Source organism: Amycolatopsis sp. lyj-23 (genome assembly GCF_046549135.1).
Taxonomy (GTDB): domain Bacteria; phylum Actinomycetota; class Actinomycetes; order Mycobacteriales; family Pseudonocardiaceae; genus Amycolatopsis.
This window is the reverse complement of record NZ_JAJPWN010000005.1, coordinates 647,671-670,239: the sequence shown is the minus strand read 5'-3', so window position 1 is coordinate 670,239 and position 22,569 is coordinate 647,671. Positions and strand designations below refer to the sequence as shown.

Sequence of the window (22,569 nt, the reverse complement as noted above, 5' to 3'; positions counted from 1 at the left end):
CCGCGTTGTTCCGCCTCAGGCCGTCTGTTCGTCCTCAGCGGAATCCGCTTCTCCGGAAACCCGGGTGAACATCCGGGTCGCCGAGAGGCGCGCGACGCCGTCGGGCTCGCCCAAGTCCTCCAGGGAGTTGCGGATCGTCGAGTCCACCGACAGGTACTTCCGGCCCGCGCGCAGGTCGGCGTCGTTGCGCAGCCGCACGATCAGCGGGAACTCCGACAGCGCGCCCGCGTCGAACAGGCCCGTCGTGTAGATGAGCTGCACGCCCAGCGCCTCGGCGACCGCCCGCTGCAGTTCCAGCAGGTACCCGGCCGACGCGCGGCCGATCGGGTTGTCGAGGAACAGCACGCCCGAGTGCCGGTTGCGGACCTTCCCGCGGTTGTTGGCGCGCAGCGCGGCCAGGGTGCAGTAGAGGATGATCGCCGCGGTGAGCTGCTGGCCGCCCGAAAACACGTCGCGGATCTCCGAGACGCGCTGGCGTTCGGTGCGCAGCACCGAGTCCGGCTTGAGCATGTCGACGCGGAAGCCCTTGGGTGCCGCCGCCCGGACTCCGCGCAGGACCAGGGAAAGCCCGTCGCGCTTGACGTCCCGGCCGTCCGCCGTCTTGCCCACGGCGGCCTCGTCGACGACCTCACCAAGCTTCTCGGTGAGCGCGTTGTCCTCCAGCTCGGTGAAGCGGATGCGGAGGAACTCCTGCCCGGACCAGTCGCCGAGGCCGTCCGGCAGCCGCGAGACCCGCTGCGCGGACCGCAGGGTCCGCAACGCGCCGTCGACCATGCCCTGCAGGCGGGTGATGATGCCGCCGCGGTGCCGGTCGATCTGCGCGAGGTCGTCGGTCAGCGAACGCAGGCGCGGCCGCAGCGCTTCGGCCCACTCGGCGGCGTGCGCCGGGAGCTGGTCGCGCTTGACCGAGATGACCTGCTGGCGCACCGGCGTGCTGAGCTTCTCGAACCGCTTCTCCGTCGCGTACTGCGCGAGCTGGTCCGCGGCCGCGCGCACCCGGCGGTCACCGGCGTCGGCGGCTTCCTGCGCCTGGTTGAAGGTGGCGTTCAGCCGGGCGTGCTGGGCGCGCGCGGTGTCGACGTCGCCGTCGTAGGCCGCCGCGTCCGAGTCGGTCACCAGGTGCGCCATCGACTCGGCGAGCAGCGCGAAACCCGACGCCGAAGTGCGGGCCGACTCCAGGGTGGCTTCCGCCGCGGCCCGGCGTTCCTGCAGCTCTTCCCACTTCCGCGCGGCCGCCGACGCTTCCAGCCCGGCCGCGTCGATCAGCTCCAGGCCGTGCTCGATGTGCCGCGGTTTCTCGCCGTTGACGCCGTTCTGCAGCGGCAGCGCGTCCAGTTCGGCGCGGCGCGTCGAGACGAGCCCGATCGCTTCGGTGCGCTCGTCTTCGAGGCCGTCGACGACCCGGCGGGCGCGGGCCAGTGCGGCCGCGCGGGCCGACGCGTCGGAGCCGTCGGGGGTCTCCAGCAGCTCGGCCGCCCGGGCGCGGACGGCCTCGTCGAGCGACTCGACGGCCGAGCCAGCGGCAGCTTCGGCCGACTCGGCCTGTTCCAGCTCGCTGCGCAGGTCGCTGCCGACCTCCACCTTCGCGTACGCCTCGGAAGCCGACGCGTACGTGCGCCGCAGGGCATCGACCGGCTCCGACGGCACCGGGCCGTCGGCCGCCTCGGCCGCGCCGGGCACTTCGGCGAGTTCGGCGCGCGCGGTCGTCGCCGTCCGGCGGTGGCCGTCGGCGGTGCGCTGCTCCTCCCCCGCCTGCTCGCGCAGCCGCGCGGCCTTGCCCGCCGCGTCGGACGCCTGGAGGTCGGCCCGCTCGGCGATCTCGGTCGCGCGTTCGGCTTCTTCGGTCCACTCGGCGATCCGCGCGCTGCGGACGCCGAGCTCACCGAGCCGCCGGGCCTTCTCCTCGGCTTCCGCGGCGGCCGCCCGCAGTTCCGGGACACGCTCGCGCAGGGCGACGGCCTTCTCGCTCAACCGCGCGAACTCCGCCTCGGCCTGGTCCAGCGCCGTGCGGGCGGTCTCCCGCGCGGTGCGCGCCGCCTGGGCCTGCTCGGCCAGGGTCGCGACGGCGCCGGGCGGGTAGTCCTCGCGCCAGGTCGTCAGCTTCCACGTCAGTGCGCCGTCCGCGGACAGCTTGGCGGCCAGCGCTTCCAGCCGTCGCTGCCGCTCGGTGTGCCGCCGCGCCACGGCTTCCCGCTCGGCGTCGGCGGCTTCTTCGTCGTACATCGCCGGGTTGGGCGGCACGAGGAACTCGACGCCGGGCGCGGACGGCGTCTCGGCCAGCAGCGCCTCCGTCGTCCCGACGGCGATGATCGCGCTGGGCAGCAGCCGCCGCTTGGTAAGCACCTCGCGGGCGCGGGCGGTGTGCGCGGCGTCGTTCAGGAGCACGCCGGACACCAGCTGCGGCAGGCTTTCCAGGACTTCGGCCCGCCGGGCAGCGTCCAATTTGGACAGATACCGCCACCCGGACCACGCCGTGATCCCGGCTTCTTCCAGGGCGTCCAGCGCCGCCTGGACGTCCTCCGGCGGCGGCAGCAGCCCGCCGGACCCCAGCGCGGCCAGGGCCCGCTCGTCGGCGGACTCCTCCATCCGCAGTGCGGTCTGCTCCTTCTCGACGGCCGCGCTCGCCTCGCGCAGCCGCTCCAGCAGCACCGGGAGGTCGCTCTCCAGGTTGACGTCGTCGGCGCCGAGCAGCTCGACCAGGCGGCCTTCGGCGGCGAGGGCGTCGGTCCGGCGGTGGGCGCGGCCGAGGTCCTCGGTGGCGCGTTCCAGGCGGTCCTGGGTGGTGCCGGCGAGCTGGTGGGCCTCGTTCACGGCCCGCTGCGCCGCTTGCAGGTCCGCGCTGACGCGGTCGAGCTCCTGCTCGCGCCGCGTCAGTTCCGAGGAGGCCTGCTCGGCGGCCGTCCGCGCGGCTCGCGAAGCTTCGGCGACGTCGGCGCCGGAGGACAGCAGCCCCGCGCGGACCGCGGCTTGGACCTCTTCGCGCAGCTCGGTGATGCGCGTGGTCAGCCCGCGCGCTTCTGCCCGGCGGGCGGCCGCGAGGTTCGCGGCTTCGTCGCGTTCGGTCTGCGCCTTCTCGGCTTCGGCACGCAACGCGCCCGCGTGCGCTTCGGCCTTGTCGGCCTGCCGCTGGGCGTCCTGCGCCAACGCGTGCAGCCCGCGAGCCAGCGCCGAAGCGGCGTCGTTGCGCGCCGTCAAGGCGGGACGCGCCTTCTCCTCGCGGCTGCCGACGAGTTCGCGCAGGTCCTTCGCCTTGCGGGCGGCGTTCAGGGCGTTGAGCACGGTCGCCGTCTCGCGCCAGGCCTCCGCCTCGGTCTTCGCCGCGGCGAGCTCGGCGTCGACGCGCTTGCGGGCCTCCTGGGCTTCGTCCAGCCGCAGCACCGCGACCAGGCGGCGCAGCTCGGTGACGGCCGCGGCGAGCCGCCGGTGGTCGCCCTCGGCGAGCTTCTCCGCGGACTTGACCTCGGTGACGTGGTCCTCGAGCCCGGACAGCCGCGCGTTCTCGAGCTCGTTGCGCGCGACGACCCGCCCGGCCAGCTCGGCCATGTCGGCCTTCGCGGCATCGGCGATCTTCCGCGACTCCGCGGCAACACCTTCTTCGGCCGCCAGCGGTCCCAGCAGGTCCAGCGCGCCGGCCACGAAGTCGCGCTCCGACAGCAGATCCCCGCGCTGGGCGAGGTTGTGGGCGTAGGTCGCGACGACCTCGGCGAGGTCCTTCGGCTCTTCTTCGGAAATGACCGCGCGCAGCAGGAACTCGACGAAAGCGTCGTCGGTGCCGAACGCGAACGCGTCCGCCGCCTCGCCTTCGCCCGCGTTCATCGCGCGCTGGTACCGGAAGAGCTCGGTGTCGAGGCCGAGGCTGTCCAGCCGGCCGGTCCACTCGTGGTGGCGGCGGGTCCAGGACAGCTCCAGCTCGGGTTCGGCGAGCTGGGCCGCGGTGAGCTTGTCGTGGAAGCCGGACATGGTGAGCAGCCGGCCGTCCTGGGTCATCGGCAGGGAATCGAGCCCCAGCGCGGCGGTCGGGCGGAAGCAGTACCAGGAGTCGACGAGGTTCTCGGAGTCGGCGGACACGACGTGCCCGCGCCACTCCGAGACCTTGCCGGTGATGATCCGGTGGCCGCTTTCGACGTGCAGCCACTCCAGCACGACGTGCGAGACGTCCTTGGCCGCGACGAACTTCTCGAGCACCTTGGTGCTGGTGGTGCCGACGACCTGGCGGCGGCCGGGCAGCATCACCGAGAAGATGAGCTTGATGAGGACCGACTTGCCGCCGCCGTTCTCGAGGAACAGCACGCTCGCCGGCGACGGGCGGCGCAGCTCGGCCGGCCCGGTCGCGTGGATGCCCGCGCTGAACAGCGCGTCCTGCTGCGGCGCGGTGATCTTGGCGCCGACACCGCTGAAGTCGAGCACGACGTCCTGGTAGCGGGCACCCGCCGGGCCCACCGAGTGCAGGCGGACCCGCGAAAGCTCGTACATCGATTCCCCTCTTAAAGCGTGTCCGAGGCCGCCGCGCGCAGCGTGCCCCCGGCGTTCGCGACGGCGACGACGTCGAGTGCGAGCAGGTCGTCGAACGCGGCGTCCGCGGCGAGCTCGCGGACCTGGATCTGGTAGCGCGGGGTGGTCCGGTAGGTGCCGCCCTGCTCGTCGCTCACCGGGACCAGGAAGCCCTGGTCGGCGAGGAAGCGCAGGGCGCGGCTGACCATGCCGCGGGTGGTGTCGGCGGCCAGCCTGCCGTCCTTCGTGGCGGCGGCCGCGGGACGGCGGGCGTAGGCGCGCCACGCCTGTTCGAGCTCGGGCGCGTCGGCCAGGGGGTCGTTGTTGGCCTCGGCGGCCGCGGCGCGTTCGTCGAGCATCCGGGCGGCTTCGCGGACCATCGCGTCGACCTGCTCGACGCTGACGCGGCCGATGTAGGTGTCGTTGGCCAGGTCGTCGGGGCGCGGGTAGCCCAGTGCGGCGGTGGCGAGGTGGATGAGGCCGTGCAGGACCTTCTCCGTCTCGCGGCGTTCGCGGATCTTGGCCTGGCGGGCGTAGGAGTCCATCTTGATCTCGAAGACGGACTCGTCGGTGGCCGCGAGGACCGCACCCGCCTGCTGGTTGACCTCGAGGACCATCAGCCCGAGCCCGGCGGCGACGGCGTGGGTGAGCGCCTTGAACGCGTTGTCCTCGCCGTAGCGGCGGACCAGGTCGCCGTAGACGACGTCACGCGCGGGCAGCTGCTTCGGCCGCATGCCGAAGGCGACCAGCCGGGCCGCGGCTTCGGCGTCCACGCTGCTGTGGGACAGCGCCATTACGCGACTTCCTCTTCTTCGTCGGCCCGCTCGACGGCGGCGGTGGACAGGAGCAGGTCGGCGCCGCCGAAGTCCGGGTCGTCCAGGAGCGTGCCGTCGTCGACGGCGAGCAGGACCGAGCGGTCGCCCTGGCGGCGGGCCGCGCCGATCCCGGGACTGTAGGCGTGGACCGCGCGCAGCGCGACCAGGGCGGCGAGCCCGGGCTGACGGCTCCGGCGGGCTTCTTCGAGCAGGCCGGAGAGCCGTCGCGGCACCTCCGGCAGGTCGAGGAGTTCGTCGGCGGCACGCCAGACGTCGTCGCCGAACTTGTCGGTGACCTCGGCGGGCATGAGCTCCGGCTCGGGGATTTCGCCGACGAGCTGGTCGCGTTCCGGGGCCGGGCGCAGGAGCAGCGAGACGAGGCTGGACAGGGAGGGCACCACGGGCGCCGAGATGCCCGCGACGGCGTGGAAGAAGTGCTCGGCCGGGGCGACGGCATCGGCCAGCGGCAGGCCGAGGGTGGGCACGAGGAGCTGGCCGAAGAGGTCGATCGTGGCGCGTTGCGGCGGGCCGGAGAACTGCTGGCGGTCCTGTTCGGCGCGGAAGACCGCGCCCGCGTCGGCGAGGCGGGACTGCAGGCGGGTGTGGCGGCGGATGCAGTCGCCGACGATGTCGACGAGCTCGGCGGCGCGGCGCTTGCGGTCGAGGTCCTCGGTCTCGTCGCGGGCGGTGGTGATGTTCTTGAGGATGGCGTTCTCGGCGCGGAAGCGGGCTTCGATGTGGCTCAGCGCGCTGTCCAGCAGCTCCGGCACCTCGCGTTCCCAGTCGACCGAGCGGACGTCGCGGCGGGTCGCGTCGAGCTTCGCGCGCAGCGTCTCGCCGTACTGGACGGTCCGGTAGCGGGCCTGTTCGGCGGCGAGCTTGGCGTCGGCGAGCCGGCCGCGGTTGATCAGGTTCTCGAGCTTGACCTCCGCGGCGATCTGCGCGGATTCGACGTCGGTGTCGAGCGCGCCGACCAGGACGTTGATGGCCTCGTCGGTGGCGCGCAGGTAGACCTCGCCGTCCCGGGCGGCCAGCTCGACGAGCAGCTTGAAGTCGAACTGGCGGCGCTGGTAGCCGCCGGGGCCCATCGAGCCGTAGACGCGCCGGAAGCCGCGGTCGGTGGTGCCGACGTTGATCAGGTTGTCCAGCACCCACTTGGCCACCCGGACGTGCTCCTCGGGCATCCGCGACGGCGCCTGCTGCGCGATGAACGGCAGCAGCCGGTCGATGACCTCGTCGTGGCCGGCGCCGGTGTCGAAGTCCATCGCGATGGTGACCTGGTCGATCGTGTGCAGCGCGATCTCGGCCATCTGGTAGACCGTGGCGTCGGCCCAGTCGAGCTTGGCCTTGCGCGCGTCGAGGTCGTGCAGCGGCGCGGTGCAGGCCAGCGCCTTGAGGCGGCGGGTCAGCCCCTCGTCGGCCAGGCCGGTCGTCCCGCTCTCGTCGTCTCGCACAGCAGGCCAGGCTAGTCGGCCACCCTCTGCGCACGCGCGGGTGACTCCATCCATGCCCCCACCACCACCCTCAAAGGTGGCGCTGACGCGCCGCGGTGTTTGCATTAACGTCGCTCACATGCGTGAGATGAGCCGTGACGAATGGTGGCAGTTCGCTTCGGAAGGCACCCGGACGGGGATGTTGGGACTGGTCAGGAAGGACGGCTCGCCCATCGTGACGCCGATCTGGTTCCTGCTGAACGAGGGCCCGGACGGCGACGAGCTGATCTTCACGACCGGCACCGAGACGCTCAAGGGCAAGGCCATCGCCCGCGACGGCCGGATCTCCCTGGCCGTCGAAGACCAGCGGCCGCCGTACTCCTACGTCCAGTTCACCGCCGAGGCGCGGCTGACCCACGACCTGGATGACATGCTCACCTGGGCCACCCGCCTGGGTGCGCGGTACATGGGCGCCGAGCGCGGCGAGGAGTACGGCAAGCGCAACGCCGTCCCCGAGGAATCCCTCGTCCGGGCGACCATCACCAAGGTGATCGCCCGCGCCGACATCGCCGGCTGACCCCGGTTCGCTGGTAATCTGCCCCTGGGGGTGGGGGCATGCCTTCAGGGGACAGACGCGACGCCGTCAAGGCGATCTTCAGCGCGGGCCAGCGGGAGCTGGTCGCCGAACTGGAACGCCTCGACGGCGGGCGCTTCGGCCGGTCCGGGCGCACACGGCTGCTCGAAAACGGTGACGTCTTCGAGCGCGCCGCGGTCAGCGTGACCTTCTCGGACGAGTTCTTCGCGGCCGGCCTGTCGGTCGCGCTGCACCCGCGCAACCCGTACGTCCCGGCGTTCCAGGCGGAGTTCCACTACCGCGAAGCCGCGGACGCGTGGTGGTTCGGCGGCAGCGTCGACCTCCTCCCCTGCTACGGCTTCGCCTCGGACGCCACGCACTTCCACCGCGTGCTGAAGAACCACTGCGACACGCTCGACCCGGCGTTCCACGCCCAGGCGAAACGCGCCTGCGACGACCGCTTCCGGCTCCCGCACCGCGACGAGGCCCGCGGCATCGGCGGCATCCACTTCGACCACCTGCGCCTGCCCGGCCCGGACGGGTGGCGGCGCTCGGCCGCCTTCGCGGCGGCGAGCATCGCCACCGTCGCGCCCGCGTACTTCCCGATCGCGCGGCGGCGCAAGGACGTGCCGTACGGCGAACGCGAGCGGCAGTGGCAGCTCCACCGCCGCGGCCGGTACGTCGAGTTCACGCTCGTCCACGACGCGGCGCGGGCCGACGCGGAAGCGGTCCTGACGGCGCTGCCGCCGTCGGCGCGGTGGCAGTCGGAGTGCACGCCCGAGCCGGGGAGCGCGGAAGCGGAGCTGGCTTCGTTCCTGGTGCCGCGCGACTGGGCGGCCGAAGCCCCCGTGACAGCAGGCTGAACCCAAGCGCCCCAAGGCGGCCTTGGGTGCGTCTGACGCACCCAATGTGGCCTTCGGTGCGTGAGACGCACCGAAGGCCACATTGGGGCGCTCTGGGTGGCGCACTCGTGCCGCTGAGCGGGAAACCGTTGGCACGCCGGGTGAGCCGCCGTGTCGAGTATTGACAGCGCCCGCTCGGAGGGTGTGTGATCTGACCCATAGATAGGAAACTTTCCTAACTATTGCCGCCGGTGGTCCGCCGACCATTCCGCCCCGGTCACCCCCTGTCCCCGACAACGCAGGAGGCTCCCAGTGGCACCCCGTCCACCGTGGCGCGCGGTACTGGCCGGTACCGCCGTCGCGGCGCTCGGCCTCACCGTCGTCAGCCCGGTAACCGCTTTCGCGGCCGACACCGGCTACGAGTCCGAGAACGCCACCATCTCCCAGGGCGCGGTCGAGTCGAACCACGCCGGCTACTCCGGCACCGGGTTCGTCAACTTCGACAACGTCGCCGGCAGCTACGTCGAATACTCCGTGAACGCCGCGCAGGCGGGCACGCACACCCTGACCTTCCGCTACGCCAACGGAACCACCGACAACCGGCCGGTGAAGCTGACCGTCGACGGCGGCGACAAGGGCACCGTCGACTTCCCCGGCACCGGCGCGTGGACGACCTGGAAGACCGTCACCGCGACCGTCCAGCTCACCGCCGGCGTCAACAAGGTCCGCACCACCGCGACCACCGCCAACGGCGGCCCGAACGCCGACAAGCTCACCGACACCTTCACCGCGCCCACCGACGGCGAGCCGCCGTCGCCGCCGTCGAACCTCAAGGCGAGCAACGTCCTCCCCACCGCGGCCACCTTCTCCTGGACCGCCGCGACGGACAACGTCGGCGTCGTCCGCTACGAGATCAACCGCGGCGGCAACACCCTCAAGACCGTCGACGGGAACACCACGAGCGCGACCGTCGACAACCTGACCCCGAACACGGCCTACGACATCTCGGTCGGCGCGTTCGACGCCGCCGGCAACCCGTCGCAGCAGAGCAACGTGGTCACCTTCACCACGCCGCCGAGCAACGACACCACCCCGCCCACCGTGCCGGGCAACCTGCGCACCACGAGTGTCACCGCGAACAGCGTGTCCCTGGCGTGGAACGCGGCCACGGACAACGGCGGCACCATCGCGGGCTACGACGTCTACCAGGGCACCACGAAGGTGGCGACGACGACGTCACTGAGCACGACGGTCACCGACCTGACCCCGAACACCTCCTACACGTTCACGGTCAAGGCGCGCGACCCCGACGGCAACAGCTCGGCGGCCAGCAACGCCGTCACGGCGAAGACGAGCGCTCCGGGCGGCGCCGGGGGCATCCCGGAGTACGACCGGGACATCGCGAAGGTCGACCTCGGCTGGGCGGTGGACTTCCTGCCGAACGGCAACGCGCTGGTGACCGAGCGGGACCGCTTCGAGGTGCTGCTGGTGACGCCGTCCGGGCAGAAGACCACGCTGGGCAAGGTGCCCGGCGCGGTCACGACCAACGGCGAAGGCGGCCTGCTCGGCCTGGCGATCTCGCCGAACTGGGCGGCCGACCACGCGATCTACCTCTACCACACGGCGTCCGGGGACAACCGGATCGTGAAGATGACCTACGACGGCAGCACGCTGTCCTCGACGTCGACGCCGGTGCTGACCGGGATCGCGAAGAACCGCTACCACAACGGCGGGCGGATCAGGTTCGGCCCGGACGGCAAGCTCTACGCCACCGTCGGCGACGCCAAGAACAGCGACAACGCGCAGAACAAGAGCTCGCTCAACGGCAAGGTCCTGCGGCTCAACCCCGACGGCTCGGCACCGGGCGACAACCCGTTCTACGCCACCGGCGGCAACGCCCGGTACGTCTGGAGCTACGGCCACCGCAACCCGCAGGGCCTGGCCTGGGACTCCCGTGGGCAGCTGTGGGCGGCGGAGTTCGGCGAAAGCAGCCAGGACGAGCTCAACCTCATCCAGAAGGGCGGCAACTACGGCTGGCCCAGCTGCGAGGGCACGCAGGGCAGCTGCAGCGGCTTCATCGCCCCGAAGAAGACCTGGCCGACGTCGCAGGCCGGGCCGAGCGGGGTGGAGATCGTCAACGACTGGATCTACATCGCCGGCGTAACCGGTGAGCAGCTGTTCGCGACGCAGATCAACGCCGCCGGCACCGGGGTCGGCACGGTGTCGACGCTGTTCTCCGGCCGCTGGGGCCGGCTGCGCTCGGTGACCAAGACCCCCGACGGCGGGCTCTGGCTGACCTCGACGAACAACGACAAGAACGGCGGCACGCCGTCGGTGCTGGACAACGTGATCGTGCGGCTGAAGTTCCCGGGCGGCAGCGGGTTCAAGCTGACCAGCTCGGCCTTCGCCGACAACGCCACGATCCCCGACAAGTACACCTGCGCCGGCGACGGCACGGCGGGCCAGGACCCGTCGCCGCCGCTGGCGTGGGGTGCCGCCGACGGCGCGAAGGGCTACGCGGTCGTGTTCGCCGACGTCGCGGGCGGCGGCACCAAGCTGCACTGGGCGATCTGGGACGTTCCGGCGGCCACCCGGTCGCTGCCGGAGGGGCTCGGGGCGGGCTACACCGTGCCCGACCAGGGCGGGGCGAAGCAGAAGGCCATGGGCAGCGGGGCGACCGCGCAGCAGTTCTTCGGTCCCTGCCCGGGCGGTTCGAGCCACCCGTACACGTTCACTCTCTACGCCTTGAACACCGCCACGGTCCCCGGCCTGACGCCGTCCTCGACGCTGGCGCAGGTGGAAACGGCGGTCAAGGGCGCGTCGACGGCGAGCGTGGTGCTGCGCGGCAAGTCCGGCGCGGCCGCCTGAAAGCCGCGGCAGGGGTGACCGGAGCGGCGCCGGTCACCCCTGCCGCCCTCACCCGAGCCGGCTCGGCCGGGCTCAGGTCGGTTCGGCGATCCGGCGCAGGTGGGCGTCGACGTCGAAGCCGTGTTCCTCCAGCCGGCGGCGGGCCAGCAGGAGCTCGTCGGCGGTGAACAGCTCGGCGTACTCCTCGCGGAGCATGGTCGCCTCGGAACTGCGGCCGAGCTGGTTCTTCTCCCAGAGCACGGTGAACCCGCCCGCGGTGCCCGCGCCGCGCAGCAGCAGCCGGGCGGCTTCGACGCCGCCGTGCTCGCGGACCATGCGTTCGAACTGCGCGGGCCGGTAGCCGTAATCCTTGGCCAGGACCCGGCACCCGTCGAGCAGATCCTCGGTGAACCGCGCGGCGAGCCGGGGATCGGCCGGGACGGATGCGGCTGGTTCGGGCATGGGGCAACCTCTCGACGCGACGGCTTCCCAGATTAATCGCGAACCGGACCGGTTTCGCTACGCCATCCGAGCAACGAATCTGTGAAGCGCACTCTCCGTGTCGCCGATCCGGGCAAACAGGGCAAACCGAAAACTGTCGGTGGGGCCTGCCATGCTGACCGGCATGCGCACCGCGGTCGACGGCGAGATTCACGTCCACTATGGACAGATTTACGTCCACGACGAGCGCGGCGAGCCGTTCGAGGGCGACCTGGCGGCCTGCTTCACCGGGCAGCGCAACGGGTTGTGCGGGGCCGCCGTGCCCGGCCACCTGTTCCTCATCACCGGCTTGCACACCGGTCAAGTCGGCTTCACCGCCGAAGTGCACTCGTCCGAGCCGCCGGACGGCGGCGGGGAGGACGTCGTCGAGGCGTCCTTCCACGCCGAGGGCCGGACGCAGCTGGTCACCTGGGGTGGCGAGGGCCGGTGGGACCTCGGACTGGCTGCCGGCGACTACCGCGTCCGCTACAGCGGCACGGCGATGGACGCGGGCCGCGAGCGCGACACCCGGCTCGACGGCGAACCCCGGCAGGACAGCTACCTGCTGCAGCTCTGGCCCGCACCACCGGGGCCGGACGTCGTCGTCCGCGAAACGAGTGCGATCGCGGCGTACTGGCACGGGTTCGCGCGGGACTTGCCCCCACCGCCGACCGACGAGGAGCTCGCAGCGCGATGGGAAGCGCGCCGGCGGGCCGAAGAGGAGTCGCGGGCGCAGGCGCGACACGAGCAGCTGCTCCGGGAGTGGGGCGGCGTGCTCCCGGACCCGCCGATCCTCGCCCTGCCGCCGGGTTCGCTGCGGGAGTTCGCGAAGGTCGACCGTGACCTCGTCGGTGCCGCGATCGCCGCCGGTCCGGAGGTCCGGCGCGCGCTCGCCCGCCGGGTGGCCCACCTCGCGTTCGCGCGGGCCGGGCTCGACGGCGTCGGCTGGATCGCCGCGGGCCTGCGGGCGCTTGACGAAGGGAAGGCGTTGCCACCGCCGTTCGACGATGGGTCGGCGGCATGGGACCGGCTGTTGTCCGACCCGGCGGTTCCGCACACGCTGGTGCGCACCCCGGACGGGCGGCACGACAACGCGTTGCAGCAGGCCATGGCGTTCCCGGCGATCTTCGCCGCGACCCGCGAAGACGAGTCGGAGGCACTGGGCCGGGCGTTGTCGGCGGCGAAACACACCTACGGGGACGACCGGTTGTCCGCCGACGTGCGGGCAGCGTTGGCCGAGCTGACCGGGACCGGCTGACCGGGGGTCACCAGCCGAACAGGCCGCCCATGATCCGGGCGCAGCGGGCCGTCATCGCGGCGGCGTCTTCGTCCGGGCGGTCGATCCACCAGCTGATCAGCGAGTCGACCACGCCGGTCCACACCTGCGCGACGGCCTCGATGTCGGCCGGGTCGGCCAGGCCGCGCGAGGTCAGCAGCTGCGTGGCGCCGAGCACGGCGAACGCGTCGAGCCGGCGGCGGTAGTCCGCAGCCGCCGCGGCGATGTCCCCGGTCGACGGCACGGTCGCGTCACGCAGGAGGCGCCACGCGTACCGGTCGTGGTCGAACGTCGTGAAGATCGCCGAAAGCACCTTCAGCGGCATCTGGTCGGGCTCGCCGCCGGCCGCCATGGTCGTCGCGACGCCCTCGGTGAGCCGGCCGCCCGCGCGGTGCAGGCAGGCCAGGTAGAGGCCGTCCTTCGAGCCGAAGTACTGGTACAGCAACGGTTTGGTGACCCCGACCCGGCGCGCGATCTCGACCATGGAGGCGCCCGCGTACCCGGCGCGGCCGAACTCCTCGGTGCCCGCCGCGACGAGCTGGGCCTCGCGCTCCTCGCGAGGCATCCCCTTGGTCCCCACCGGCCTTGACTCCGTCACGGGCCAGAGCCTACCGTGCGTAAAGTGACCCCAGGGTAAGTTACCGTCAGGTCAGATCCGAGGAGGCGACGTGGCCGAGTTCCTTGCGCACCTGCGCGACCCCGTGCTGTTCGCGGTTCCGGTGTTCCTGCTGTTCGTGACGATCGAAATCGTGGCGGTGCACGTCCTCGGCCACGACGACAACGTGCTCGGCTACAGCGTCGCCGACACGCGCACGAGCATGCTGATGGGCACGGTCGCCGTCGGCGTCAACGCGCTGTTCCGGCTGGTGATGCTGGTGGTGTTCGCGGCCCTGTTCGAGCTGGCGCCGGTCCGGCTCGACCCGCGCCACTGGTGGACGTGGGCACTCATGCTGCTCGGCCAGGAACTGGTGTTCTACGACTACCACCGCGCCAGCCACCGCGTGCGGCTGCTGTGGGCCGGGCACCAGGTGCACCACTCCAGCGAGCACTACAACTTCTCGACGGCGCTGCGCCAGAAGTGGACGCCGTACTTCCAGCTGCCGTTCTGGTCGGTGCTGGCGCTGTGCGGCATCCCGCCGTGGCTGATCCTGACCGGGCTGTCGATCGACCTCGTGTACCAGTTCTTCGTGCACACGGAGAAGGTCGGCAAGCTGCCGCGCTGGTTCGAGTACGTGTTCAACACCCCGTCCCACCACCGCGTCCACCACGGCAGCGACCCGGAGTACTTGGACGCGAATTACGGAGGCATCCTGATCATTTGGGACCGGATGTTCGGCAGCTTCGTCCCGGAGGGCAGGCGGCCGACGTACGGGCTGACGAAGAACATCGAGACGTACAACCTGCTGCGGGTGGGCTTCCACGAGTACGGCTCGATCCTGCGCGACCTGCGCGGGGCCCGGACGTGGCGCGAGCGCGCGGGGTACGTGTTCGGGCCGCCCGGCTGGCAGCCCGCCGGTCTTCAGTCAGCGGCCCACTCGTAGGACAGCTGGTAGCGGTCCGCCGCGAGGACCATGTCGTTCATCTCCGCCGGTACGCCGTCCTCGCGGTAGGCCACCCGCGTCACGGTCACGACCGGAACGCCCTCGGCGAGCTGCAGGAGGGAAGCCTCGTCCGGCGTCGGCATTCGCGCACCGACGTGCTCGGTGAACGACGCCAGCCGGTGCCCGGCTTCTTCCAGCCGTGCGTAAGTGCCACCCGGTCCGGTGTCGACCTGCTCGATCGCGGTGCCGCGAGTGAGCTCCCGAGGAAGCCGTGACACCGCGAGCTGGACCACGAGCCCGTCGGCCCGCATCACCCGGTCTCGAACCGTCACTTCCGTTCCGGGTTCGACCGCGAGGTAGCCGGCAACCCGGTCATCAGCGCGCTCGAAGCGAACACTTACATCGGCAGAAGGCGTGAAGCCGCGCGCCGCTGCGTCGGCCATGAAGGCACCACCGGTCCAACGGCGCGCTTCCCTGGAAAGCCGAGAGCGAGCAACTCGCTTGCCGAGACTTGCGGGCTGCCGAACGAAAACCCCACGCCCGTGCTCCGAATTCACCAGCCCCTCGGTTCTGAGGAGGTTGACCGCATCGCGGATCGTCGGCCGTGAGACACCGTACTGTTCGACCAGGTCACGCTCGCTGGGGAGCCGCTCACCGGTGGCCAGCCGGCCGGAGGTGATCCTGTCGCGCAGATCAGCAGCGACTTGCCGGAAGGCAGGGACTCCGCTTCGGCGATCCACCATGCGTCCATCCTTCCACTGGGTAACTCGTCTTGACCAGTTGGCCGCCACCTGCCACCGTACTGGTACTGACGTCCTTACCAGTTGTGCGGGGAGAAGCCATGACCATCGTCGCCGGGACCATCGCTGCCCGATCGCTCATTTCGGGCGAACTGTTCGACCGCCTGACCGATCGGATCGCCGTCACCGACGACCTGCCCCACGCTCTCGCGGAACGGATCGTGGACCAGGCGCTGGCTTTTTTGTGCGCGTGCGCGACCGAGCGGGGTCCGGGCCTGGCACCATCTCCGCTCGTCGACCTCGGATGGCACGCCTTCATCCTGCACACCGAGGAATACACCCGGTTCTGCGATCGGGTCGCCGGACGCTACATCCACCACGTACCCGAACCGGAGCGGGACGTCTCGATCGCGGACCGGCACGCCGACCTGACCCGTGCGATCTCCGCGATAGCGGCGGCCGGGTTCCCGGTCGATCCTGACCTGTGGTCGCTGCGGGCAGCGAACTGCACCAGCGGAGACGACGGGTGTCGCGCGTCCGGCAAGGACGGCAACCAGAACACCGACACGAACGGAAGGTGACGGCTCTGTACGACTGGAGCGGGCTGCCCGCAGCGGTTCGTGACGCGGTGCACGACCGTCTCGGGCCGATCAGCGAAGCTGTGCCGGTAGCGGCGATGCAGAGCGCGAGCGTGGCTTTGACCCTGCGGCGCCCCGGCCGCCCGTCCGTTTTCCTCAAGGGTGTCGAGGGCGTGTCGACCGCGATGCGGTGGCTGCGCAACGAAGCCGAAGTCGCGCCGCTTCTCGGCGGGCTCGCACCGGAGGTGCTGTTCCACCAGGACGTCGGCGAATGGCTGGTCGTCGGGTTCGCCCACGTCGACGGGCGGCCCGCGGCCCTCGAACCGGGGTCACCGGATCTTCCCGCCGTCGCCACCGCCGTGAACCGGATCGGCGCGATCGAGGCGCCTCACCTGCGATCGCTGGCGGAGCGCTGGAAAACCCGTTGGTGGCCGCGTTTGGCCACCGACCGGCCGGAGCTGTCCGGTGCCGATGTGCGCCGGCTCGCCGCCTGGGAGGGGAAAGCGCCCGAGCTGCTGGCCGGAGACTGCCTCCTGCACACCGATCTGCACGCCGGCCAGTTCCTGCTCGGTGCCGCCGGGAGCACCCACGTCGTCGACTGGGGCTGGCCCGCATCCGGGGCGCCGTGGATCGACCCGGCGTTCCTGGTCATCCGGCTCGTCGCCGCCGGTCACCGCCCGGCGGACGCCGAAGCCTGGGCGCGTGCGCACACACGCTGGGCTTCGGCGCCTCCCGGATCCGTGACGGCGTTCGCCGCCGCTGTCGCGGGGCTCTGGACCGGCAAGGCCGCCGCCGAATCCCTGGCCCGGACGGCCCGGGACTACGCGAGCTGGCGGCTGGCGCTCACCCCATGAGCTACGCGGTGTCCTGCAGGGTCCGCTCGTTCTCCGGGCGCAGCGTCACCGGCAGGCTCGCCAGCGGCGGGCGCTGCCGGGACGTCAGGTCGGTCAGCACCAGTTCCCGCTCGACGCCGTCCGCCGACGCGCCGCGCTGGAACTGGGCCAGCATCGTGGCCGGCGGGATGGCCGTGACCAGCCGGTCGTAGCGCTCCAGGCGGTCGAACAGCGTCTGCATGATCTGCCCGGACATCCGGCCGAGCGCCTGCGTGCTCTGGTGCCGGTGCACGCGGTGGCCGAGGTCGACCTGGGCCAGCGCGTCGAGGCCGCGCAGCTCCACCAGGTCGATGAGGTGCCCGATCTCGACGCCGTAGTTCACGACGAACGGGATGCCCTCCAGCACCTCGCGCCGCCCCGCGTACTCGCCGGCCAGGGGCTGGACGAACCCGGACAGCTCCGGCCAGAACATGTTGAGCAGCGGCCGGGCGACCAGCTCCGTGACGCGGCCGCCGCCTTCGGGTTCGCTGCCCGCCGCGCCGTTGAGGGGCCGGTGGTAGAAGCCCTTGACGTAGGCCACGGACGGGTCCGTGAGCAGCGGGCCGAGCAGCCCCGTGACGTAGCTGGTGGTGAAGTCGTAGAGGTCGCCGTCGACGAAGACGACGAGGTCGCCGGTCGTCGCCGCGACCCCCTTCCACAGCGCCTCGCCCTTGCCCTGCAGGCCGTCGAGGGCGGGGAAGACGGCGTCCTGGGCGACCACGCGCGCCCCGGCCGCGGCGGCCACCTCGGCGGTGGCGTCGGTCGAGTGGCTGTCCACGACGAGGATCTCGTCGATCAGCCGGTGGTGTTCCTGCAGCTCTTCGCGGATGGCGGTGACGATCGCACCGACCGTGGCTTCCTCGTTCCGGGCCGGGATGACGACGGAAACGGTGGTGCCGCGTTTGGCCGCGACCAGGTCCTCGGCCGTCCAGTCGCCCGCTTTGCTGCTGCGCCGGGCGAGCCAGGTGCCGACCTCCGGTGACACCTGAAGCCGCGCGTTGTTCGTGCGCATGCCTACCCCTTCCCTCGTTCGGCGTATCCCTCCCGACCGAGGTTCGAGGGCCCGCGTTTCCGCGGCCACTCCCCGGTGCTACCGGGGTGTTACGAGATGGGCCCGGCAGCACCGATCCCGTTAACACGACGACCCGCCGCGAGATCGCGCTGCGGAGGAACAAAACCACTGGGAGAATCGCTCCCCGGCTCTCGGAAACCCCGGCCGCGCGCACCCTGCGGTGGCTACGCGTCCTCTTCCTCCAGCATCTCCGGCGTGACCGCGGACTCGGTGTCCGGGATGTTCAGGTCCTTCGCGCGCTTGTCCGCCATCGCCAGCAGCCGGCGGATGCGGCCCGCCACCGCGTCCTTCGTCATCTGGGGGTCCGACAGCTGGCCCAGCTCCTCCAGGGACGCCTGCCGGTTGGACAGCCGCAGCCGGCCCGCCGCCAGCAGGTGGTCCGGGGCCGTTTCGCCCAGGATCTCCAGCGCCCGCTCCACCCGGGCCGCCGCCGCCACCGCCGCGCGGGCGGAGCGGCGCAGGTTCGCGTCGTCGAAGTTGGCCAGGCGGTTCGCCGTCGCGCGGACCTCGCGGCGCATGCGGCGCTCTTCCCACTGCAGGACGCTCGCGTGCGCGCCCAGGCGGGTCAGCAGCGCGCCGATCGCGTCGCCGTCGCGGACCACCACCCGGTCGGCTCCGCGCACTTCGCGCGACTTCGCCTGGATGCCCATCCGGCGCGCCGCGCCGACCAGGGCCAGCGCCGCCTCCGGACCGGGGCACGTCACCTCGAGCGACGACGAGCGGCCCGGCTCGGTCAGCGACCCGTGGGCGAGGAACGCGCCCCGCCACGCCGCTTCCGCGTCGGCCACGCCGCCGGACACCACGGCCGCCGGCAGCCCGCGCACCGGGCGGCCGCGCTGGTCGATCAGCCCGGTCTGGCGGGCCAGGCCCTCGCCGTCCTTGACCACGCGCACGACGTACCGGGTGCCCTTGCGCAGCCCGCCGCTGGCGGTGATCACGTGGACGTCGGAATGGTGGCCGTACAGCTCGTGGATCTCCTTGCGCAGCCGTCGCGCGACCGAGCCCGTGTCCAGCTCCGCCTCCACGACCACCCGGCCGGCCACGATGTGCAGCCCGCCGGCGAAGCGAAGCAGCGACGCGACCTCCGCCCGGCGCGGCCCGATCTTCGTGATCTCCAGCCGGCTCAGCTCGTCCTTCACCGCGGCGGTCATCGCCATTGCTGCCCCTCCCTGCCTTTCGCTCCTCCCCCGTGCTCCCCGCCGAGACCGAGAGCCTCCCGCATGCACAACGCGAGCGCATCAGGATCATGCCGTCCCGGCACTTCGGGGTCGGCCACCGCCCCCAGGTGCGCCCGGCCGCCGAGCCGCTGGGCCGCGCGCCGGAGATTTGCCGGGTCGGGCACGGAATCGCGGTCCGCGATCACCGCGTCGACCCGCAGATCCGGCGCGTGCTCGAAGAGTACGTCGAGGTGGCGCTCCGGGGAGAATCCCGCGGTTTCCCCCGGCTGGGGGACAAGGTTGAGCACCAGGGCCTTCGTCGCGGCCGTCCGCACCAGCGCGTCGCGCAGCCCGGGCACGAGCAGGTGGGGCAGCACGCTCGTGAACCACGAGCCCGGCCCGAGGAACACGACGTCGGCGTTCAGCACCGCTTCCACGGCTTCCTCGCACGCCAGCGGCGGACGGCCCGCCCGGCCCGGCGAGCGCAGGCTGACGCGGCGCACCTGACCCGGGGTGGTGGCCACCGCGACCTGGCCGCGGATCGTGCGCAGCGCGGCCGGGTCCTCGCTGTCGAGGCCGCTGACCTGGCCCTCGATCTCGAGCGGCTCGGGCGACATCGGCAGCACGCGGCCCGAGACGCCCATCAGCCGGCAGGCTTCGTCGAGCGCCGCGACCGGGTCGCCGAGGACCTCGAAGAGCCCGGCCAGCAGCAGGTTCCCCACCGCGTGGCCGGCCAGTGCGCCGTCGCCGCCGAAGCGGTGCTGGAAGACCTCGGCCCACAGCGTGCCGCCGTCTTCCGCGGCGAAGGCGGCGAACGCCTGCCGCAGGTCGCCGGGCGGCAGCAGGCCGAGTTCGCGCCGCAGCCGTCCGGACGATCCGCCGTCGTCGGCCACGGTCACGACCGCGGTGACGTCGGGGGTCACCCGCCGCACCGCGGACAGCGTGGCGTGCAGTCCGTGGCCGCCGCCGAGGGCGACCGCGCGCACGTTATTCACGACCAAGGTCGCGGTGCACCACCTTCACGGCCATTCCGTCCTCTTTGGACAGACGCTGGGCGAGCTCGACCGACAGCGCCACGCTGCGGTGCTTGCCGCCGGTGCAGCCGACGGCCAGCGTCAGGTACCGCTTGCCCTCGCGCTTGTAGCCGGCGCCGATCAGCCGCAGCAGCTGGTGGTAGCGGTCGAGGAACTCCTCGGCGCCCTCCTGCGAGAGGACGTAGTTGCGGACCTCGCCGTCGAGGCCCGTGTGTTCGCGCAGCTCCGGGATCCAGAACGGGTTCGGCAGGAACCGGACGTCCATCACCAGGTCGGCGTCCATCGGCAGGCCGTACTTGTAGCCGAAGGACAGCACGGTGACCCGGGTCTGCGTGCTGGCTTCCGAGCCGAACGCGTCCTCGATCTTGGCCCGCAGGTCGTGCACCGACAGCGACGACGTGTCGAGCACCAGGTCGGCCTCTTCGCGCAGCGGCTCCAGCAGCGTCCGCTCCGCGGTGATGCCGTCGGCCAGCCGGCCGTCACCCTGCATGGGGTGGCCCCGGCGGACGGCCTCGAAGCGCCGCACCAGCACGGCGTCGGTCGCCTCCAGGAACAGCACGCGCGGCTTGTAGCCCCGGGCGTCGAGGTCCTTGATCACCGAGGCCAGGTCGTCGGTGAACGCGCGCGAGCGCACGTCCATGACGACGGCCACCTTCGTGATCGCGCCGCGCGCCTGCGCGCCCAGCTCGACCATGGTGGCGATCAGCTCCGGGGGCAGGTTGTCGACGACGAACCAGCCCAGGTCCTCCAGGCACTTGGCCGCTGTGCTGCGACCCGCCCCGGACAACCCGGACACGACCGCGACCTCCATGCCGGAGCCGCGGATCTCCTCTTGCGCACTCACTGTGTTTCCCTACTCCCCTGCTCCTGTGCCGTTGCTCGCGCCGGACTCCCCGGCCAGCGCGGCGACCACGGCTTCCGCGGTGCGCCTGCCGAAGCCGGGCACCGCCTCGATCTCTTCGACCCTGGCCTGCTTGAGCTTCTTCACCGAGCCGAAGTGCTTGATCAGCGCGGTGCGGCGAGCCTGCCCCAGCCCGGGCACACTGTCCAATTCGGACGTGATCAGCCGCTTGGAGCGCTTCTCGCGGTGGTAGGCGATGGCGAAGCGGTGGGCCTCGTCCCGCAGGCGCTGCAGCAGGTACAGCCCCTCCGACGTGCGGGGCAGGATCACCGGATCGGGGTCGGCGGGCAGCCAGACCTCCTCCAGCCGCTTGGCCAGACCGATCACGGAGATGTCGGTGATGCCGAGCTCGGCCAGCACGTCCGCGGCCGCCGTGGCCTGCGGGCCGGCACCGTCGACGACCAACAGGTTCGGCGGGTAGGCGAACTTCTTCGGCCGCCCGGTCTCCGGGTCCAGGCCCGGCTTCGACGAGTCCGTTTCCTCGGCGGTTTCCTTGAGGTAGCGGTAGAACCGGCGGCGGACGACTTCGGCGATCGAGGCGACGTCACCCTCCGTGGCCGCCTCCCGCAGCGCGAAGCGCCGGTACTCCGACTTGCGCGCGAGCCCGTCCTCGAACACGACCAGCGACGCCACGACGTCGCTGCCCTGGATGTGGCTGATGTCGATGCACTCGATGCGCAGCGGCGCGGTGTCCAGGGCGAGGAACTCCTGCAGCTCGGTGAGCGCTGCCGAGCGCGCCGTGAGGTCGCCCGCCCGGCGCAGCTTGTGCTGGGTGAACGCCTCCCCGGCGTTGCGCTGCACGGTCTCGGCCAGCGCCTTCTTGTCACCCCGCTGCGGCACCCGCAGCTGCACCCGCGAGCCGCGCAGCCCGGACAGCCACTCCGCGACCGCGTCCGCGTCGGCGGGCAGCTCGGGCACCAGGACCTCGCGCGGGACGACCGGGCCGGAGTCGACGTCGTCGCGGGCGTCGAGCTCGGCTTCGTCGCCGTAGAACTGGGTGAGGAAGTGGTCGACCAGCGCCGGGACGTCCATCTCCTCGGCCTTGTCGATGACCCAGCCGCGCTGGCCGCGGACCCGGCCGCCGCGCACGTGGAAGACCTGGACGGCGGCTTCGAGGTCGTCGTGGGCGAAGGCGACGACGTCGGCGTCCGTGCCGTCGCCGAGCACCACGGCCTGCTTCTCCATGGCGCGGCGCAGCGCGCCGAGGTCGTCGCGCAGCCGGGCGGCGCGCTCGAACTCGAGCTCCTCGGACGCCGCGGCCATCTCGGCTTCGAGGCGCTTGATCATGACGTCGGTCTTGCCGGCCAGGAAGTCGCAGAAGTCCTCGACGATGTCGCGGTGCTCGTCGGCCGAGACGCGGCCCACGCACGGCGCCGAGCACTTGTCGATGTAGCCGAGCAGGCAGGGCCGGCCGATCTGGCCGTGCCGCCGGAACACCCCGGCCGAGCAGGTGCGCGCCGGGAAGACGCGCAGCAGCAGGTCGAGCGTCTCGCGGATGGCCCAGGCGTGCGCGTACGGGCCGAAGTAGCGGACGCCCTTCTTGCGCGGGCCGCGGTAGACGTGCAGCCGCGGGAATTCCTCGTTCAGCGTCACCGCGAGCACCGGGTAGCTCTTGTCGTCGCGGTAGCGGACGTTGAAGCGGGGGTCGAACTCCTTGATCCAGTTGTACTCGAGCTGGAGCGCCTCGACCTCGGTGGTGACGACGGTCCATTCCACGCTCGCCGCCGTCGTCACCATCTGGCGGGTGCGCGGGTGCAGGCCGGAGAGGTCGGCGAAGTAGGAGTTCAGCCGGCTGCGGAGGCTCTTGGCCTTGCCGACGTAGATGACCCGCTTGGTCGCGTCGCGGAATTTGTACACGCCAGGGGCATCCGGGATGCTCCCCGGCGAGGGACGGTAGGTGGTCGGGTCAGCCACCA

Annotated in this window: 18 protein-coding genes; 7 read left to right on the top strand and 11 right to left on the bottom strand. The window is 72.0% G+C overall.

What is annotated here, in order from left to right:
- Window positions 1-15: 15 nt before the first annotated feature.
- From ACLJPY_RS15800 to ACLJPY_RS15790, 3 genes are read right to left on the bottom strand one after another with little or no spacing between them, the layout of a single operon-like run.
- The gene (locus ACLJPY_RS15800) at window positions 16-4,473 is read right to left on the bottom strand and encodes a hypothetical protein (RefSeq protein WP_410589165.1); all 4,458 of its coding nucleotides are present in this window, start codon (window positions 4,471-4,473) and stop codon (window positions 16-18) included.
- A gap of 11 nt (window positions 4,474-4,484) precedes the next feature.
- The gene (locus ACLJPY_RS15795; protein WP_003077197.1) at window positions 4,485-5,285 is read right to left on the bottom strand and encodes a hypothetical protein; all 801 of its coding nucleotides are present in this window, start codon (window positions 5,283-5,285) and stop codon (window positions 4,485-4,487) included.
- Window positions 5,285-6,760 carry a hypothetical protein gene (locus tag ACLJPY_RS15790; protein ID WP_410589164.1) on the bottom strand — a complete coding sequence of 492 codons (1,476 nt, stop codon included), beginning with the start codon at window positions 6,758-6,760 and terminating at the stop codon, window positions 5,285-5,287. The genes ACLJPY_RS15795 and ACLJPY_RS15790 overlap by 1 nt, the downstream gene beginning before the upstream one ends.
- 118 nt (window positions 6,761-6,878) lie before the next feature.
- Between ACLJPY_RS15790 and ACLJPY_RS15785 the strand changes: the two genes are divergently transcribed.
- The 3 genes from ACLJPY_RS15785 (at window position 6,879) to ACLJPY_RS15775 (ending at window position 11,023) form a co-directional block, all read left to right on the top strand.
- Window positions 6,879-7,316 (top strand): PPOX class F420-dependent oxidoreductase, encoded by a 438-nt coding sequence (locus tag ACLJPY_RS15785; RefSeq protein WP_410589162.1) that lies wholly within the window; start codon window positions 6,879-6,881, stop codon window positions 7,314-7,316.
- Window positions 7,317-7,354: 38 nt separating this feature from the next.
- Window positions 7,355-8,176 (top strand): coproporphyrinogen III oxidase, encoded by an 822-nt coding sequence (locus ACLJPY_RS15780; RefSeq protein WP_410589160.1) that lies wholly within the window; start codon window positions 7,355-7,357, stop codon window positions 8,174-8,176.
- Window positions 8,177-8,467: 291 nt separating this feature from the next.
- A complete protein-coding gene (locus ACLJPY_RS15775; RefSeq protein WP_410589159.1) occupies window positions 8,468-11,023 on the top strand; it encodes a PQQ-dependent sugar dehydrogenase in 2,556 nt (851 codons plus the stop codon).
- 72 nt (window positions 11,024-11,095) lie between these two features.
- On the opposite strand, the gene ACLJPY_RS15770 is transcribed toward ACLJPY_RS15775, so the two are convergent.
- The gene (locus ACLJPY_RS15770) at window positions 11,096-11,464 is read right to left on the bottom strand and encodes a hypothetical protein (protein WP_410589158.1); all 369 of its coding nucleotides are present in this window, start codon (window positions 11,462-11,464) and stop codon (window positions 11,096-11,098) included.
- 163 nt (window positions 11,465-11,627) lie between these two features.
- Here ACLJPY_RS15770 and ACLJPY_RS15765 point away from each other — a divergent pair, with 163 nt between their 5' ends.
- Complete coding sequence (locus ACLJPY_RS15765) at window positions 11,628-12,740, top strand: hypothetical protein (RefSeq protein WP_410589157.1); 1,113 nt, start codon at window positions 11,628-11,630, stop codon at window positions 12,738-12,740.
- Between the two features lie 7 nt (window positions 12,741-12,747).
- On the opposite strand, the gene ACLJPY_RS15760 is transcribed toward ACLJPY_RS15765, so the two are convergent.
- Window positions 12,748-13,356: a TetR/AcrR family transcriptional regulator gene (locus tag ACLJPY_RS15760; protein WP_410589155.1), complete on the bottom strand. Its 609-nt coding sequence runs from the start codon at window positions 13,354-13,356 to the stop codon at window positions 12,748-12,750.
- 70 nt (window positions 13,357-13,426) lie between these two features.
- On the opposite strand from ACLJPY_RS15760, the gene ACLJPY_RS15755 reads away from it, so the two are divergent.
- Window positions 13,427-14,299 (top strand): sterol desaturase family protein, encoded by an 873-nt coding sequence (locus ACLJPY_RS15755; RefSeq protein WP_410589153.1) that lies wholly within the window; start codon window positions 13,427-13,429, stop codon window positions 14,297-14,299.
- On the opposite strand, the gene ACLJPY_RS15750 is transcribed toward ACLJPY_RS15755, so the two are convergent.
- Entirely contained in the window at window positions 14,278-15,042 is a 765-nt protein-coding gene (locus tag ACLJPY_RS15750) for a GntR family transcriptional regulator (protein ID WP_410589152.1), read from the bottom strand. The two genes, ACLJPY_RS15755 and ACLJPY_RS15750, sit on opposite strands and share 22 nt — an antisense overlap.
- Before the next feature lie 98 nt (window positions 15,043-15,140).
- Between ACLJPY_RS15750 and ACLJPY_RS15745 the strand changes: the two genes are divergently transcribed.
- Together ACLJPY_RS15745 and ACLJPY_RS15740 are read left to right on the top strand one after the other, a co-directional pair.
- A complete protein-coding gene (locus ACLJPY_RS15745) occupies window positions 15,141-15,620 on the top strand; it encodes a glycine-rich domain-containing protein (RefSeq protein WP_410589150.1) in 480 nt (159 codons plus the stop codon).
- The gene (locus ACLJPY_RS15740; RefSeq protein ID WP_410589149.1) at window positions 15,617-16,471 is read left to right on the top strand and encodes a phosphotransferase family protein; all 855 of its coding nucleotides are present in this window, start codon (window positions 15,617-15,619) and stop codon (window positions 16,469-16,471) included. Before ACLJPY_RS15745 ends, ACLJPY_RS15740 begins: the two co-directional genes overlap by 4 nt.
- A gap of 1 nt (window position 16,472) precedes the next feature.
- Here ACLJPY_RS15740 and ACLJPY_RS15735 read toward each other — a convergent pair whose 3' ends face one another.
- From ACLJPY_RS15735 to uvrC, 5 genes are all read right to left on the bottom strand, one after another.
- A complete protein-coding gene (locus ACLJPY_RS15735) occupies window positions 16,473-17,501 on the bottom strand; it encodes a glucosyl-3-phosphoglycerate synthase (protein ID WP_410589147.1) in 1,029 nt (342 codons plus the stop codon).
- Between the two features lie 224 nt (window positions 17,502-17,725).
- Window positions 17,726-18,718, bottom strand: coding sequence for a DNA-binding protein WhiA (whiA, locus tag ACLJPY_RS15730; RefSeq protein WP_103354767.1), 993 nt, complete (start codon window positions 18,716-18,718; stop codon window positions 17,726-17,728).
- Window positions 18,709-19,704, bottom strand: coding sequence for a gluconeogenesis factor YvcK family protein (locus tag ACLJPY_RS15725; protein WP_410589233.1), 996 nt, complete (start codon window positions 19,702-19,704; stop codon window positions 18,709-18,711). Before ACLJPY_RS15725 ends, whiA begins: the two co-directional genes overlap by 10 nt.
- Before the next feature lies 1 nt (window position 19,705).
- Window positions 19,706-20,563, bottom strand: a complete 858-nt coding sequence (rapZ, locus tag ACLJPY_RS15720) for an RNase adapter RapZ (RefSeq protein WP_003101350.1) — start codon at window positions 20,561-20,563, stop codon at window positions 19,706-19,708.
- A 42-nt stretch (window positions 20,564-20,605) separates the two neighbouring features.
- Complete coding sequence (gene uvrC, locus ACLJPY_RS15715) at window positions 20,606-22,567, bottom strand: excinuclease ABC subunit UvrC (RefSeq protein ID WP_410589145.1); 1,962 nt, start codon at window positions 22,565-22,567, stop codon at window positions 20,606-20,608.
- Between the last annotated feature and the right edge of the window lie 2 nt (window positions 22,568-22,569).

Excerpts from the sequence above, each read along its gene's own strand:
- ACLJPY_RS15800 (WP_410589165.1), bottom strand. The coding sequence starts at position 4,473 with ATGTACGAGCTTTCGCGGGTCCGCCTGCACTCGGTGGGCCCGGCGGGT.
- ACLJPY_RS15795 (WP_003077197.1), bottom strand. The coding sequence starts at position 5,285 with ATGGCGCTGTCCCACAGCAGCGTGGACGCCGAAGCCGCGGCCCGGCTG.
- ACLJPY_RS15785 (WP_410589162.1), top strand. The coding sequence starts at position 6,879 with ATGCGTGAGATGAGCCGTGACGAATGGTGGCAGTTCGCTTCGGAAGGC.
- ACLJPY_RS15780 (WP_410589160.1), top strand. The coding sequence starts at position 7,355 with ATGCCTTCAGGGGACAGACGCGACGCCGTCAAGGCGATCTTCAGCGCG.
- ACLJPY_RS15770 (WP_410589158.1), bottom strand. The coding sequence starts at position 11,464 with ATGCCCGAACCAGCCGCATCCGTCCCGGCCGATCCCCGGCTCGCCGCG.
- ACLJPY_RS15765 (WP_410589157.1), top strand. The coding sequence starts at position 11,628 with ATGCGCACCGCGGTCGACGGCGAGATTCACGTCCACTATGGACAGATT.
- ACLJPY_RS15750 (WP_410589152.1), bottom strand. The coding sequence starts at position 15,042 with ATGGTGGATCGCCGAAGCGGAGTCCCTGCCTTCCGGCAAGTCGCTGCT.
- ACLJPY_RS15745 (WP_410589150.1), top strand. The coding sequence starts at position 15,141 with ATGACCATCGTCGCCGGGACCATCGCTGCCCGATCGCTCATTTCGGGC.
- ACLJPY_RS15735 (WP_410589147.1), bottom strand. The coding sequence starts at position 17,501 with ATGCGCACGAACAACGCGCGGCTTCAGGTGTCACCGGAGGTCGGCACC.
- whiA (WP_103354767.1), bottom strand. The coding sequence starts at position 18,718 with ATGGCGATGACCGCCGCGGTGAAGGACGAGCTGAGCCGGCTGGAGATC.
- rapZ (WP_003101350.1), bottom strand. The coding sequence starts at position 20,563 with ATGGAGGTCGCGGTCGTGTCCGGGTTGTCCGGGGCGGGTCGCAGCACA.